The sequence below is a fragment of the Rhizobium sp. Leaf341 genome (assembly GCF_001424325.1).
GTDB lineage: Bacteria > Pseudomonadota > Alphaproteobacteria > Rhizobiales > Rhizobiaceae > Ferranicluibacter.
Genome location: NZ_LMPE01000015.1, coordinates 119,666 through 134,238, shown reverse-complemented (window position 1 = coordinate 134,238; position 14,573 = coordinate 119,666). Strand labels below are relative to the sequence as shown.

General features: G+C 65.3%; 11 protein-coding genes. 6 read left to right on the top strand and 5 right to left on the bottom strand.

Annotated features, from left to right (window positions below; translation table 11 throughout):
* Nucleotides 1–2 precede the first annotated feature (2 nt).
* Both ASG03_RS15530 and ASG03_RS15525 read right to left on the bottom strand, forming a co-directional pair.
* Nucleotides 3–926, bottom strand: a complete 924-nt coding sequence (locus tag ASG03_RS15530) for a pseudouridine-5'-phosphate glycosidase (RefSeq protein ID WP_062473684.1) — start codon at nt 924–926, stop codon at nt 3–5.
* The gene (locus ASG03_RS15525) at nt 923–1,903 is read right to left on the bottom strand and encodes a carbohydrate kinase family protein (protein WP_062694385.1); all 981 of its coding nucleotides are present in this window, start codon (nt 1,901–1,903) and stop codon (nt 923–925) included. Before ASG03_RS15525 ends, ASG03_RS15530 begins: the two co-directional genes overlap by 4 nt.
* 234 nt (nt 1,904–2,137) lie before the next feature.
* On the opposite strand from ASG03_RS15525, the gene recA reads away from it, so the two are divergent.
* Both recA and alaS read left to right on the top strand, forming a co-directional pair.
* Complete coding sequence (recA, locus tag ASG03_RS15520; protein ID WP_062473680.1) at nt 2,138–3,229, top strand: recombinase RecA; 1,092 nt, start codon at nt 2,138–2,140, stop codon at nt 3,227–3,229.
* A 443-nt stretch (nt 3,230–3,672) separates the two neighbouring features.
* Nucleotides 3,673–6,351 (top strand): alanine--tRNA ligase, encoded by a 2,679-nt coding sequence (gene alaS, locus ASG03_RS15515; RefSeq protein WP_062694383.1) that lies wholly within the window; start codon nt 3,673–3,675, stop codon nt 6,349–6,351.
* A gap of 897 nt (nt 6,352–7,248) precedes the next feature.
* Here alaS and ASG03_RS15510 read toward each other — a convergent pair.
* From ASG03_RS15510 to ASG03_RS15500, 3 genes are all read right to left on the bottom strand, one after another.
* Nucleotides 7,249–7,761 (bottom strand): DinB family protein, encoded by a 513-nt coding sequence (locus ASG03_RS15510; RefSeq protein WP_062473676.1) that lies wholly within the window; start codon nt 7,759–7,761, stop codon nt 7,249–7,251.
* A gap of 140 nt (nt 7,762–7,901) precedes the next feature.
* Nucleotides 7,902–8,390 carry a GNAT family N-acetyltransferase gene (locus ASG03_RS15505; protein WP_062473674.1) on the bottom strand — a complete coding sequence of 163 codons (489 nt, stop codon included), beginning with the start codon at nt 8,388–8,390 and terminating at the stop codon, nt 7,902–7,904.
* Between the two features lie 181 nt (nt 8,391–8,571).
* Nucleotides 8,572–9,786, bottom strand: a complete 1,215-nt coding sequence (locus ASG03_RS15500) for an NADP-dependent isocitrate dehydrogenase (protein ID WP_062473672.1) — start codon at nt 9,784–9,786, stop codon at nt 8,572–8,574.
* Nucleotides 9,787–9,974: 188 nt separating this feature from the next.
* Here ASG03_RS15500 and ASG03_RS15495 point away from each other — a divergent pair, with 188 nt between their 5' ends.
* The 4 genes from ASG03_RS15495 to murI all read left to right on the top strand — a co-directional run bounded on the left by ASG03_RS15495 (nt 9,975) and on the right by murI (nt 14,484).
* Nucleotides 9,975–12,143, top strand: a complete 2,169-nt coding sequence (locus ASG03_RS15495) for an FUSC family protein (protein WP_244475285.1) — start codon at nt 9,975–9,977, stop codon at nt 12,141–12,143.
* Nucleotides 12,140–12,685, top strand: coding sequence for a hypothetical protein (locus ASG03_RS15490; protein WP_062694381.1), 546 nt, complete (start codon nt 12,140–12,142; stop codon nt 12,683–12,685). Before ASG03_RS15495 ends, ASG03_RS15490 begins: the two co-directional genes overlap by 4 nt.
* Before the next feature lie 145 nt (nt 12,686–12,830).
* A complete protein-coding gene (locus tag ASG03_RS15485) occupies nt 12,831–13,688 on the top strand; it encodes an RNA methyltransferase (RefSeq protein WP_062473668.1) in 858 nt (285 codons plus the stop codon).
* A 1-nt stretch (nt 13,689) separates the two neighbouring features.
* Nucleotides 13,690–14,484 (top strand): glutamate racemase, encoded by a 795-nt coding sequence (gene murI, locus ASG03_RS15480; protein ID WP_062473666.1) that lies wholly within the window; start codon nt 13,690–13,692, stop codon nt 14,482–14,484.
* The last annotated feature ends 89 nt before the right edge of the window (nt 14,485–14,573 follow it).

Here is a 14,573-nt window from a genome sequence, read left to right as displayed (position 1 = left end):
CCTTACATCATGGCGACGGCGATTTCTGCGGCGAGGCGCGCATTGTTTTCCACCAGGGCGATATTGGTTTCCAGGCTCCGGCCGTCGGTCAGCTCGAAGATGCTCTGCAGCAGATAGGGCGTGACGGCCTTTCCGATGATCTTGTCGCGATCGGCATTGTCGAGCGCGCGGGCGATATAGATCTCCATCTCGTCGCGCGGGATTTCGCTTGCCTCGGGCACAGGATTGGCAATGAGCATGCCGCCATCGATGCCAAGGCGATCGCGCATCCGCTGGAAATTGGCGATTGCCGCCGGGCTGTTCAGCATCAGAGGGCTCTTCAGGCCCGAGTCGCGCGACCAGAAGGCCGGGAAGATCTCGCTGTCATAGGTGACCACGGGCACGCCGCGGGTCTCGAGCACCTCGAGCGTCTTGGGGACGTCGAGGATGGCTTTCGCGCCGGCGCAGACCACGATGACGCCGGTACGGGCAAGCTCTTCGAGGTCGGCCGAGATGTCGAAGGTCTCCTCCGCCTTGCGATGCACGCCGCCGATGCCGCCGGTGGCAAAGACGCGGATGCCCGCGCGCGCCGCGGCGATCATGGTGGCGGCAACCGTCGTCGCCCCGGTGCGGCGCTCGGCGATCGCGAAGGCAAGATCGGCGCGCGAGACCTTCATCGCTCCGCGCGTCTGGGCCAGCGCCTCGAGCCGCTCGGCATCAAGGCCGATGTTCAGCGTGCCGTCGATCACGGCGATGGTTGCGGGAACGGCGCCCTGATCGCGAATGATCCCCTCGACGCTCCGGGCCATGTCGAGATTGCCGGGATAGGGCATGCCATGGGTGATGATGGTCGATTCCAGCGCCACGATGGCCGAGCCGCGCGCCTTTGCGGCGGCAACCTCGGCGGAGTAGGCGATCGGGAGATCATGCGAGATGGGGCGGGTCATGGGGCATCCTTTTCGGCACTGCTGTGATGGGCCTGTGAAGACAGGATTTCGGCGGGAGACACAAGGCGCAATTCCTGCGCCAGCCGTTCGGGTGAGAGATCCTCGGCGACGGCGAGTGGCGAGCGCACGGTGACCGCGGCGGCGGCAACGCCCGCCTGCAGGCAGGAGCCGAGATCCGCACCCCCAAGGAATGCGGCCAGGAAGCCGGCTGCCAATGCGTCTCCAGCGCCGGTGACGTCCGCAAGCGCATCGATATCGGGTGGCCGCACGGTGGCGACCAAATCGCCGCGAAAGGCGACGGCGGCGCGGCCGCCACGCGTGACGACGCCGGCGGCAATGCCCGCCTTGCGCAGGATCGCCGGCCAACCCTCCGCCGTCACGCTCTTCTCGCCGCCGATCGTCGTCGCCTCGGCCTCGTTGAGAAACAGGGTGTCGAGATGGGCGAAGGCCGCGGCAAGCTTGCCGACCTTTGCCGGGGAGATGGCGATGGCCGCCGTGGCCGCGCCGGCCTGCTTGGCCATCCGCAAGGCGTGATGCAGCGTATCCGACGGCAGGTTTGCATCGACCAGCACGAGGTCGGCGGCGTCCACGAGATCGCGCAGCGCCCGTTGCCGAAGCCTGCGCGGCGAAAACAGGGCGTAGAGATCCATGTCGGCAAGTGCGACGATCAGGTTCCCGTCGGCCTCGAGGATCGCGGTGTAGCTCGGCGTGCGACGGTCGAGAAAGGTGAACGACCGATCGACGACGCCCGCCGCCTCCGCTGCGCGCGAGACCGTCTCCCCCTGCGCATCGCCGCCGCGCGGCGCGACCATGCTGACAGCGCAGCCGAGGCGCGCAAGGCCACGGGCCGCATTGAAGCCGCCGCCGCCCGCTTCTTCGAACCAGTGTCCGGGATTGCTGGCGCCAAGCGTCGTCGCACCGGCGATGCGGCCCCGGCGATCGATATGCGCACCGCCGAAAACGACCACGTTCTTCATCGCGTTTCTCCCCGTTTCCCGCTGTCCATAAACCGATTCGCGGGGTGGCGGCGTGCGAAACAGGGATTTGCATCAAGGACATGGGAGATGTGGAACGTCCAGCGAACAAACATCGAATTCGATTGCTGCGTCAATGCGTTGAAGGCCTCTTGCGAAATGAGAACAAAAAGAGTACATACAGACCAGCGGCGGGTTCATTGCCTCGATTGACCCGATAACCTAAAGGTGGATGAAATGGCTCAGAACTCTTTGCGGCTCGTAGAGGACAAATCGGTGGACAAAAGCAAGGCGCTGGAAGCAGCACTCTCCCAGATCGAACGGTCGTTCGGCAAGGGATCGATCATGAAGCTCGGTGGAAAAGACAGCATTGTCGAGATCGAGACCGTTTCGACGGGGTCTCTCGGCCTGGATATCGCACTCGGCATCGGCGGGCTCCCCAAGGGCCGCATCATCGAGATCTACGGGCCGGAAAGCTCGGGCAAGACGACGATGGCGTTGCAGACCATTGCGGAAGCGCAGAAGAACGGCGGCGTCTGCGCCTTCGTGGATGCGGAGCACGCGCTGGATCCGGTCTATGCCCGCAAGCTCGGCGTCGATCTCGAAAATCTTCTGATCTCGCAGCCGGATACCGGCGAACAGGCGCTCGAGATCACGGACACGCTCGTTCGGTCCGGCGCGATCGACGTGCTCGTGATCGATTCGGTTGCGGCCCTGACGCCGCGGGCGGAAATCGAGGGCGAGATGGGCGACAGCCTTCCCGGCCTGCAGGCCCGCCTGATGAGCCAGGCGCTGCGCAAGCTGACGGCGTCGATCTCCAAGTCGAAGTGCATGGTGATCTTCATCAACCAGATCCGCATGAAGATCGGAGTCATGTTCGGTTCGCCCGAAACGACGACGGGCGGCAATGCGCTGAAGTTCTATGCCTCGGTCCGTCTCGACATTCGCCGCATCGGCGCGGTCAAGGAGCGGGACGAAGTGATCGGCAACCAGACCAAGGTCAAGGTCGTCAAGAACAAGATGGCACCGCCCTTCAAGCAGGTCGAATTCGACATCATGTATGGCGAAGGCGTCTCCAAGACCGGCGAACTGGTCGACCTCGGCGTCAAGGCGGGCATCGTCGAGAAGTCGGGCGCCTGGTTCTCCTATAACAGCCAGCGCCTCGGGCAGGGCCGCGAGAACGCCAAGTCCTATCTTCGCGACAATCCGGAAACGGCCCGCGAGATCGAACAGTCGCTGCGCCAGAATGCCGGCCTGATCGCCGAGAAGTTCCTGGAGGACGGTGGTCCGGAGCCGGACAGCGACGGCGACGACGCCGCGCTCGGCTAGGACAACATCGGGGGAGGCACCGTTCGATCGGTCGGCCTCGCCCGGGGTTCCGGCATCTAGGACGGCGGTCACGGCCTCGCGCTCTCGCCTTTTTTGTTCGTCGTCATCGTGCGGCGTCATCCTCGGCCGCTCCTGCCTGGAGCGGCCGTTTTGCCGTCTGCATGCTCCGTTTTGCCGTCTGCACGCTGGTTTCCTTCTGGAGAGGCGGTCTTGCAGGGGGGCGTCGTTCAAAAATGCGGGTGATTGTTTGCGGGATCGGGAGGTTGCGGGTCGTACAGCCGGACATGCGGCTGGACAGGCATTTGCGCGAGCGATAAAAGCCTCGGGTTCGCGCGAGCGCCCTGTTTCGATGGACGGCGCCTTTGCGAGTACGATCAACCATCGAGATTGCCCGGAGCCGCTCGTCAGCAGCCGCCAGGGTGCGCAGGGACGAAGGACCAGACATGAGCGGCGTAAACGAGATCCGGTCGACTTTCCTCGACTATTTCAAGACGAACGGCCACACCGTCGTGCCGTCGAGCCCGCTGGTTCCGCGCAATGATCCGACGCTGATGTTCACCAATGCCGGGATGGTGCAGTTCAAGAACGTCTTCACGGGCCTGGAACAGCGCCCCTACTCGACGGCAACCACCGCGCAGAAATGCGTGCGGGCCGGGGGCAAGCACAACGATCTCGACAATGTCGGCTACACCGCGCGCCACCACACCTTCTTCGAAATGCTCGGAAACTTCTCGTTTGGCGACTATTTCAAGGAACGCGCGATCGAGCTGGCCTGGAACCTGATCACCGGCGAATTCGGCATCGACGCCAAGCGGCTGCTGGTCACGGTCTACCACACCGACGACGAGGCCTTCGGTCTCTGGAAGAAGATCGCCGGCCTGTCGGAAGACCGCATCATCCGCATTCCGACCAGCGACAATTTCTGGGCGATGGGCGATACCGGTCCCTGCGGTCCCTGCTCGGAAATCTTCTACGATCATGGCGACCACATCTGGGGCGGTCCTCCCGGCTCGCCGGACGAGGATGGCGATCGCTTCATCGAGATCTGGAACCTCGTCTTCATGCAGTACGAGCAGGTCACCAAGGAGCAGCGTCTCGACCTGCCACGCCCGTCGATCGATACCGGCATGGGCCTCGAGCGCGTCGCGGCCCTGTTGCAGGGCAAGCATGACAATTACGACATCGATCTCTTCCGCGCGCTGATCTCGGCCTCCGAGGAAGCGACGGGCGTCAAGGCTGAGGGCGACCGGCGTGCCAGCCACCGCGTGATCGCCGATCACCTGCGGTCGGCAGCCTTCCTGATTGCCGATGGCGTGCTGCCGTCGAACGAGGGCCGCGGCTATGTTCTGCGCCGCATCATGCGCCGCGCGATGCGCCATGCCGAACTGCTGGGTGCCCGCGAGCCGCTGATGTGGAAGCTGCTGCCGGCCCTGGTCGGCGAGATGGGCCGAGCCTATCCCGAACTGGTCCGGGCAGAGCCGCTGATCTCGGAAACGCTGAAGCTCGAGGAAACGCGGTTCCGCAAGACGCTCGATCGCGGGCTCGGTCTGCTTGCGGATGCGACGGCCACGCTCGACAAGGGCGACACGCTCGACGGCGAGACGGCGTTCAAGCTTTATGACACCTACGGCTTTCCGCTCGACCTGACGCAGGACGCGCTGCGCGGCCGCGGCATCGGCGTCGACCTCACCGGCTTCACCGACGCCATGCAGCGGCAGAAGGCCGAGGCCCGCGCCAGCTGGTCGGGGTCCGGCGACACGGCGACGGAGACCATCTGGTACGAGCTCAAGGATCGCTTCGGCGCAACGGAGTTCCTCGGCTACGATACGGAGACGGCCGAAGGCGTGGTGCAGGCGCTGGTGCGCGGCGGAGCGCTCGTGGAGGCGGCATCCGTCGGGGAGAGCGTCCAGATCGTCGTCAACCAGACGCCGTTCTACGGCGAGTCCGGCGGCCAGATGGGCGATACTGGCGTCATCGCATCCGATGGTGCACGCCTCGTCGTGACCGACACGCAGAAGCGCGGCGAGGGCGTCTACGTCCATACCGCGACGGTCGAAGAGGGCAGCATCAAGGCCGGCGATGCGGTGGCGCTCACCGTCGATCACGCGCGCCGCGGCCGGCTGCGCGCCAACCATTCGGCCACGCACCTGCTGCACGAGGCATTGCGCGAGGTTCTCGGCACCCATGTGGCGCAGAAGGGGTCGCTCGTCGCGCCCGAGCGCCTGCGGTTCGACGTCTCGCATCCGAAGCCGATGAGCGCCGAAGAGCTGAAGATTGTCGAGAACATGGCCAACGAGATCATCGTCCAGAACACGCCGGTGACGACCCGCCTGATGAGCGTCGACGATGCGATCGCCGAAGGCGCGATGGCGCTGTTCGGCGAAAAATACGGCGACGAGGTTCGCGTCGTGTCCATGGGGCAGGGCGTGCGGGGCACGAAGGCCGGCCGTCCCTATTCGGTCGAACTTTGCGGCGGCACGCATGTCGGTGCAACCGGCGAGATCGGGCTCGTGCGGATTCTCGGTGAAAGCGCCGTCGGTTCGGGGGTTCGCCGCATCGAGGCGCTGACGGGCATCTCGGCGCTCACCTATCTCGCCGAACAGGACGAACGCGTGAAGACGCTGGCGTCTGCCCTCAAGGTTCAGCCCGGCGACCTCATCGGTCGCGTGGAAAGCCTGATGGACGAGCGGCGCAAGCTCGAGCGGGAACTGGGCGATGCGCGGCGCAAGCTCGCGCTTGGCGGTGGCGGCGCCTCCGGCTCTGCCGATGCCGCGCGCGACATCGGCGGCATCAAGTTCCTGGGCAAGGTCGTCACCGGCGTCGATCCCAAGGACCTGAAGGGGCTTGCCGACGACGGCAAGCAGAGCCTCGGCTCCGGCATCGTCGCCTTCATCGGCGTGGCCGACGACGGCAAGGCCAGTGCGGTCATCGGCGTGACGGCGGACCTCGTCACGTCCCACAGCGCCGTGGATCTCGTCCGCATCGCCTCTGCCGCGCTCGGCGGCAAGGGGGGCGGCGGCCGCCCCGACATGGCCCAGGCCGGCGGCCCGGACGGCACCCGTGCCGCGGAAGCCATCGAGGCGGTCGCACGGAGCATCGCCGAGATCGCGGCTGCGGCCTGATCGAAGGGCGGGATCTTGACCATATCGGCCGCCGTCACCGGCGGTCGTTGTCGTCTGCGCAGGTATCGCGCGTGGACGTCATCAGCGAGGATGGGACGGGGCACTGCCGGGCTGAGCGCCGCGTCTCCTCGAAAATCTCAGGGTGATCCGTGGGCACCGGCGCATGCCGTGGTGATTGGCGCATCGCGTTGGCGGACGATTCTGCGCGTTGTCGGTACCTGGTCCGGAGAACCGCCTTGCGCGCCTCGGCCGCCCCGCCCTTATCGCCTTGATTGACGACGGTCTGAAGCGCGTTGAACCGGAAGACGGCCGTGCGTGCCCCATCCTGCGGGGACCAGTTATGATGCCGTATGATGCGTGAAGGCGGTTTCGCCGATTGTCCATCGGAACGTTCTGCGTCAGACCCCCGAGGCGGTGCGGAGGCTGCGTAGCAGACGCGTGGTACCATCGTGTTGGCTGGAGATATCCGCCAGGACATGCGGTCACCCAATTCCCGAGCTTCCCGGACCAAGCGCCTTCGGGCCCTCGCTCGACCTCAATCTTCATGAAGCCACTGAGGTTTTCGACGAAATCACGCGGAGTGCTCCGATGACGTCCGTCTTCCCCGTGAAGTGCAGAGAGAAGGATCCCTTGAAGACCCCTGCACCGAGGCCATGTTCTCAATGGGCGGTTCTCGTCCGCTTTTCGAAAGACAAGCCGTCGGTTGTCGTCATCAACGGACGGCAGGGCTCTTCGAATGGGGCGCGTTCGGGCCGTGCTTTTAATGCGCGTCGCGTGGAAAAAGGAGTCACGCAATGCGCTTAAGTCCTTGTTTTGATGCACGTCGTTTCCCGAAACCGCTGCACACCTTTGGGCGACATGCATGGGGATCTCGACTGTCAAGATTCGCGATGCGCCTCACATGCTCGGCTGGCGGCGCTCGGGTTCCGCTGCGTGCAGATATCCGGCAAAAACATCCCGCATGGCGGTTGCTTCGATGTCCGGAACGAGCCGCCCAACCTCGCCGCGGTGATAGCCGCCATGCGTGATGACGTGGGCCAGCATCTCTTCGCGCGACATGCGCCCCTTCTGTCCGTCCGTGAAGGTGAAATCGATGCGCTCGTCCAGGTCCGCATCGGTGACGCCGGTGATGTACGCGATGTACCAGGTGTCGATGTCGCGCATGGACTGCGAGAGCTCGTCCAGCGAAGGCGGGACGAGCTGCCAGCTCCCCCTGAAATCGTGGGTGCGTCGCTGAAGATGGGCGGCGAATATCGTGTCGACGAGATGCGCATGATGCAGAACGCGGCGCGCGGCCGTCATCGTATCCGTTGGCACGTCATCCTCGCAGGACGCCAGAGCCCTCAGGATTTCATCGTCACTGCGGTATTTGTAGTGGGCCAGAGCCATCAGAAGAGTCTTTGCTGACATCCGCATCTCCCTCCGCAGTGGACCCAACATGAGCAATGCCTAATGAGAAGTCAATCGCTCCGTCCAGGTAACGGTATCGATTGAGCGTCGTCGAAGGGCGCCTCGGTCCATTCCCCCGTTTCCGATGCCTCGCCGCCTTGTTACGGCTCTAGATGCTTCCGGTACTGAACAAACCCGGAGGCGGCGGCGATGCGGTCGTAGAGGCGGCGGGCGGGAGCGTTGGTGTCCTGCGTCAGCCAGTAGAGGCGACCCGCCTGTTTTTCCCGCGCGAGATCCGCGGTGGCTTCGATGAGGGCGGCGCCCGTGCCCGACCCGCGTCTGGCAGGATCGACGAAGAGATCCTGCAGGTAGCAGGTCCAGTCCGGCAGCCAGCAGGACCGGTGAAAGATGATGTGCGCAAGGCCGATGAGCCGACCTTCGCCGGAGAAGGCACCGAGACCGTGCATCGGCTCTGCGGAATCGAGCAGCCGTTCCCAGGTCAGGTCGTATTGCGCCGCCGGCAGCTCCGTCTCGTAGAACGCGAGATAGGCACGCCACATCGGTTCCCACTCAGCCCGGTCCTGCGCGATCAGGGGCGGATCGTCGGTCGGATTGCTTCGGGCATCGGGACTCCACGGCTGATATGTCATGCGGGAACGCGGAGCGCCGAGGATGCCGTCTCCTCGTGCGCTGTGTGAGAGACGTTCTCTATGTGATTCCGCCCAATGTTATTTCATAGAACACGTATATATCCTGAGAAGGCGTGGCCTAAACGAAAGAACCCGGCGGTGAGCCGGGTTCCGATGTTTTCCAGACCTGTTCGACCGTCGATCAGGCCGCCATGGCCTTGCGCAGGTTCTCGTCGATCTTGTCGAGGAAGCCTGTGGTCGACAGCCAGGGCTGGTCGGGACCGATGAGGAGCGCGAGATCCTTGGTCATGTAGCCGTTCTCGACGGTCTCGATGCAGACGCGCTCCAGCGTGTCGGCAAATCGCGTCAGCTCTGCATTGCCGTCAAGCTTGGCGCGGTGGGCGAGACCACGCGTCCAGGCGAAGATTGAGGCGATCGAGTTGGTCGAGGTTTCCTCGCCCTTCTGGTGCTGGCGGTAATGGCGCGTGACCGTGCCGTGGGCGGCTTCGGCTTCGACCGTCTGGCCATCCGGCGTCATCAGGACCGAGGTCATCAGGCCGAGCGAGCCGAAGCCCTGCGCCACGATGTCGGACTGGACGTCGCCGTCATAGTTCTTGCAGGCCCAGACGTAGCCGCCGGACCACTTGAGCGCCGAGGCGACCATGTCGTCGATCAGGCGATGTTCGTACCAGATCTTGGCTTCCTTGAACTTGTCCGCGAATTCCTTCTCGAAGACCTCCTGGAAGATGTCCTTGAAGCGGCCGTCATAGACCTTGAGGATGGTGTTCTTGGTGGACAGATAGACCGGCACGCCGCGCTGCAGGCCGTAGTTCAGCGATGCACGGGCGAAATCGGTGATCGATTCGTCGAGGTTGTACATGCCCATGGCCACGCCGGCAGCCGGCGCGTCGTAGACTTCGTGCTCGATTTCCGTGCCGTCGTCGCCGACGAACTTCATCGTCAGCTTGCCCTTGCCGGGGAACTTGAAATCGGTCGCGCGGTACTGGTCGCCGAAGGCATGACGGCCGACGATGATCGGCTTGGTCCAGCCGGGGACGAGACGCGGCACGTTCTTGCAGATGATCGGCTCGCGGAAGATGACACCGCCGAGAATGTTGCGAATCGTGCCGTTCGGCGACTTCCACATCTTCTTGAGGCCGAATTCCGCGACGCGGGCTTCGTCCGGGGTGATGGTGGCGCACTTGACGCCGACGCCGTGCTTCTTGATGGCGTTGGCAGCGTCGATCGTGACCTTGTCGTCGGTTGCATCGCGGTTTTCCATGCCGAGATCGTAGTATTCAAGGTCGATGTCCAGATAGGGGTGGATCAGCTTGTCCTTGATGAACTGCCAGATGATGCGGGTCATCTCGTCGCCGTCGAGTTCGACGACGGGGTTGGCAACCTTGATCTTGGTCATGAAAACGTGCCTCGTAGCTTGGAATGGGGCTCGATGGTGTGAATGCCCCCGTTTGCGGAACGGACGATAGCTGGCGCTATAGCATTGGCAAGGCCGAAGGCAAAGGCCCCAGAACGGCCGGCGGGTGCGAAAACATGGGCGGGTTTTGCGATCTTTTCGTTTGAAAACAGGCGACCAGCGGGTCGGGCATGATGGTGGATATCTCGTCTCTTCGCGACCGGTTGCTGGCGAACGACCCGGCCTTTTCACGGCTGCGGACCGGGCTCCGGGTGACGCTGAGCGTCTGCCTCTCCGTGGCCCTGCTGGCGGCGCTGCAGGGTTTCTGGCTTCCTCTGCCCAAGGCTGCCTATGCGCTCGCCATCACGCTGTCGATCCAGAGCGGTCTGTCGGTCAAGGACACCACGCTGCACGACCAGTTCGTGACGCGGCTTCTCGGCTGCGGCCTCTGCGTTGCGGTCGTCGGGCTTGCGGCTCTCCTCGAGGGCACGCGGCTGGTCTCGGACCTCGTCTTCCTCGTGCTGATCTTCGCGGCGACCTATGCCAGACGCTTCGGGCCCCGCGGTTTCGCGCTCGGCATGTTCGCCTTCATGTCCTACTTCATCGGCGCCTACCTGCGGCCGGCGCTGCCGGACCTGCCGGCGACGGCGCTCGGGCCGCTGACGGCGCTTCTGGTCGGGCAGGGGGTTCGCCGCTTCGTCCTTGCGGAGGACTGGCGGCTCGATCTCGTCCGGTCCGTCGCCGCCGTGGAAACACGGATCGACCGCATTCTCGCGCAGCTGTCCTCTGCGCGCGGCGCGAACGACGCGCGGATGTGGCCAGCGACCGATCGGTCGAAGACGGACCGGCATGTCGAGCGGCTGAAGGATGCCGTTCTGATGGCCGAGAGCTTCGTCCCGGCACGCCCGGAGACGGATGGCCGCCATGACGCCGAGCGGGACGACCCGCGTCGGAGCGCGGTGACGATCGCGCTGTTCGAGGCGCATGTCGTCGCGGAAAGCCTCGTCATGCTCTCGCGGCAGGCGGCGCTACCGGCGCCCCTGATCGCTGCGCTGCAGAAGGGCTCCCGGGAGGCGGTCGAACGGCATGCAAGGCGCGCGGGGCATTCCGCAGGGGAAGATCCCGATCGGCTCGAGGCCATCGACGCCTGCCTGTCGCTCGACGCGGTGCGCCGCAGGCTTGCGGGTGCGGTGTCCGAGCTCGTCTCGGCGCCGGACGGTGCGCCAACGGCAAAGCCGGGTCCGGCCGAGCCCGGTGCGGCCACGACATCCGGCATCTCGCTGGACGATCCGGCGGTGCGGCGCGCGATCCAGATCACGCTCGCGTCTGCGATCGCCATGGTCTTCGGGCTGATGCTGTCCCGGGAGCGATGGTTCTGGGCCGTGCTCTCGGCCTTTCTCGTCTTCACCAACACGCGCTCGCGCGGGGATACGGCGATGCGTGCCGTGCAGCGGTCGATCGGGACCTTCTTCGGGATCACGGTCGGCCTCGTCGCTGCAAGCTTGCTGCAGACGATGACATCCGTCATTCTGGGGCTGGCCGCGGTCTGCGTCTTTCTCGCCTTCTACCTCCTGGCTGTCTCCTATGCGGCCATGACCTTCTTCGTGTCGATCGTGCTTGCCCTGGTCTATAGCCTGATCGGCAGCCTGACGCTGAACGTGCTCGTGCTCCGGCTCGAAGAAACGGTGATCGGTTCGCTCGCCGGGCTTGCGGTGGCCTTCCTCGTCTTTCCGTCCCGCACCGACGCCTTGGCGGGCGAGGCGCTGCGGCACTGGTGTACCGCCCTGCGGCGTCTTCTGCACGACGCCGCCGAGGGACGCAGCGGCTTCGATCTCATCCACGGCTCGCAGGTTCTGGAGCAGGCGTATGCGGAGCTCGCCTCCGTCGTCCGACCGCTCGGCTCTCCCTGGCAGCTCGTGACCCGGCCGGGCGTCGTTCGCCAGACCCTGATGACGCTGATGACGGCGACTTACTGGGCGCGCACCTTTGCCGGCGGGCTGGCCGCAGCGCCCGTCGGGAAGCTCTCATCACGAGACGAGGCCTCGAGGGAAGAGGACAAGTCCGCGGAGGACGGTCGGGAAGCCTGCGATCCTTCCGAGGACCGGATGGCGTTTCTGGTGGCGGAGGCGCTGGCCGCCGTCGATCGGATCGAGGCGAGGGGCGGCAGCTTATTTTTGACGAAGCGCCCGTCGCTGCCGCGCAAGCGCCGTCATTTCCGCCTATCGCGGCCATCGTCCCTTGTCGGCCTGGAAATGATCGCGCAGACACTGTCGCGATTGGAGCCCGCGCCGCAGGCGGAGGACGCGCCACAGACACCCCCGCGAGACGGTCCGGGGACGCACCAGGAGAGCCTTGCGTGAAACGATCCATTTCCTTTCTTCTATCCGTGACCGCATCCGCCATCGTGGCGACGACGTTGACCGCCAGGGCGGCACAGGCCGCCGATGTGACGGCGCCGGTCAAGGAAATCATGGCCGAAGCGCAGAATGGCTGGTCGGAAACGCCGGTGGGCGAACCGCGGGACTATTTCGACGACGAGCGCCTGAACCGGATCTACAGCCGGGATTTTACCCGCGTCTACAAGGACGCGACCCGGTTTCCGGCTTTCGAAGACGGCGATTCCCCGCTTGATTACGATCCGATCGTTAGCGGGCAGGACAGCTGCTCGCTGAAGGACGTCAAGATCGTGCCGGCGGCGCCTGTCGATGCCCGCGCGGACGTCGCGGTCACCTTCGACAATGTGTCCTGCCTCGAGGATCCCGGCGAGCGCAAGCCGGCCGAACTGCACTTCATCGTCGTCGAGGAGAACGGAAAGCCCGTGATCGACGATATCCTGCGCGGCGGCGAGCAGGGGTCGCTCAAGAACGAACTCGCCGCGATTGCCGCCCAAGGCGCACAGTAGGCGGCGTCTTTCAAAATCTGCCGATCTGTGCGACGTAGCGGCAAACGAGGACGGCTGCAGGACAACGCGGCATCGGGGGTCGGCCGTGCGGTGCCCGCCCTATCGCGCACGCAGAAACGCCGCGCACGCAGGAAACGAGGACGATATGGCAGGCACGAACAGCGAGCGCCCGCTTCTGGCGGAAGGACCGGCGATCATTCTGGTTCATCCGCAGCTGGGCGAGAACATCGGCATGGTGGCGCGGGCGATGGCGAACTTCGGCCTCGTCGAACTCCGCCTGGTCAACCCGCGCGATGGATGGCCGAGCGAAAAGGCGCAGGCCGCCGCAAGCCGCGCCGATCACGTCATCAATCAGGCCAAGCTCTACGAAACCACGGAGGAGGCGGTCGCCGACCTCAATTTCGTCTATGCGACGACGGCACGCGACCGTTACGGCTACAAGCCGGTGCGCGCGCCGGGCGTTGCGGCGGAGACGCTGCGCGGGCGCTTCTCACGTGGCGAGAAGACCGGCATCCTTTTCGGGCGCGAGCGTACGGGCCTGACCAATGAGGAGATCGCGCTGGCCGACGAGATCGTGACCTTTCCGGTCAATCCCGCCTTTGCGTCGCTCAACCTGGCGCAGGCCGTGCTTTTGATGTCGTACGAGTGGATGAAGACGTCCATGGCGTCGGAGGATGAGACCTCGTTCCAGGCGCTGCCACAGCAGCCGGCGACCAAGACGGATCTGCAGGGCTTGTTCGACCATGTCGAGGAGGCGCTCGACGCCCGCGGCTACTTCCGCCCGCTCGCCAAGCGTCCGAAACTCGTGGACAACCTGCGCGCCGTGCTGACGCGGCCGGGTTTCAGCGCCACGGAAATCCGCGTCGTTCGCGGCGTCATCTCGTCGCTCGACCGGTTTACCCGGGAAACGCCGCGCGGTGCGGGCGCACCGGCCGACGGACGGAGCGGGGCCGGCCGGACGGTGGCGCCGGAAACGACGATGCCAGACGAGAGCGAAGGCTGACATGAAGCCCGTCCTCGTCTTCGACAGCGGTATCGGCGGTCTGACCGTGCTGCGCGAGGCGCGCGTGCTGATGCCGGAGCGGCATTTCGTCTATGTCGCGGATGATGCCGGTTTTCCCTATGGCGGCTGGACGGACGAGGCGGCGCTGAAGACGCGCATCGTCGGTCTCTTCGCCGATCTGATCGCCCAGCACGACCCGGAGGTCTGCATCGTCGCCTGCAACACGGCGTTCACGCTGGTGGGGGCGGACCTGCGTGCCGCGTTTCCGCAGATGCGCTTCGTCGGCACCGTTCCCGCGATCAAGCCAGCCGCGGAACGGACCCGGTCCGGCATGGTCACCGTGCTCGCGACGCCTGGCACGGTCAAGCGCGCCTATACGCGCGACCTCATCCAGTCGTTTGCCGCGCAGTGCGATGTGCAGTTGGTGGGGTCGCAGCCGCTGGCCGCCATGGCGGAGGCCTATGTGCGCGGCGAGACGCTCGAGGATGCGGCCGTGCTGAGGGAGATCGCGCCCTGCTTCCAGGAGGCCGGAGGCCGTCGCACGGATATCGTCGTCTTGGCCTGCACGCATTATCCCTTCATGGCCAATCTCTTCCGCAAGCTGGCGCCCTGGCCTGTCGACTGGCTGGATCCGGCGGAGGCGATCGCGCGGCAGGCCCGCCGGCTGGTGCCCGCGGCCGAGAGCTACGTGCCGCTGACGGGCATCGACCCGGCCATCTTCACCTCGGCCGCCCCGGATTTTTCGACCCGGCGGCTGCTGCAGGGATTCGGGCTCACGGTGTCGCCGCCGCTTTAGCTGTGGGTTGCGCCCGATGGCGGGCGCAGCACGGCGGAAACTCTGATAGACCTGCAGGCTGGTGGCGTGGCGGCGCGGCAATTCGGATG

Bases quoted from the DNA above. Each gene is read 5' to 3' on its own strand.
- ASG03_RS15530 (WP_062473684.1), bottom strand. From the start codon at position 926: ATGACCCGCCCCATCTCGCATGATCTCCCGATCGCCTACTCCGCCGAG.
- ASG03_RS15525 (WP_062694385.1), bottom strand. From the start codon at position 1,903: ATGAAGAACGTGGTCGTTTTCGGCGGTGCGCATATCGATCGCCGGGGC.
- recA (WP_062473680.1), top strand. From the start codon at position 2,138: ATGGCTCAGAACTCTTTGCGGCTCGTAGAGGACAAATCGGTGGACAAA.
- alaS (WP_062694383.1), top strand. From the start codon at position 3,673: ATGAGCGGCGTAAACGAGATCCGGTCGACTTTCCTCGACTATTTCAAG.
- ASG03_RS15510 (WP_062473676.1), bottom strand. From the start codon at position 7,761: ATGTCAGCAAAGACTCTTCTGATGGCTCTGGCCCACTACAAATACCGC.
- ASG03_RS15505 (WP_062473674.1), bottom strand. From the start codon at position 8,390: ATGACATATCAGCCGTGGAGTCCCGATGCCCGAAGCAATCCGACCGAC.
- ASG03_RS15500 (WP_062473672.1), bottom strand. From the start codon at position 9,786: ATGACCAAGATCAAGGTTGCCAACCCCGTCGTCGAACTCGACGGCGAC.
- ASG03_RS15495 (WP_244475285.1), top strand. From the start codon at position 9,975: ATGATGGTGGATATCTCGTCTCTTCGCGACCGGTTGCTGGCGAACGAC.
- ASG03_RS15485 (WP_062473668.1), top strand. From the start codon at position 12,831: ATGGCAGGCACGAACAGCGAGCGCCCGCTTCTGGCGGAAGGACCGGCG.
- murI (WP_062473666.1), top strand. From the start codon at position 13,690: ATGAAGCCCGTCCTCGTCTTCGACAGCGGTATCGGCGGTCTGACCGTG.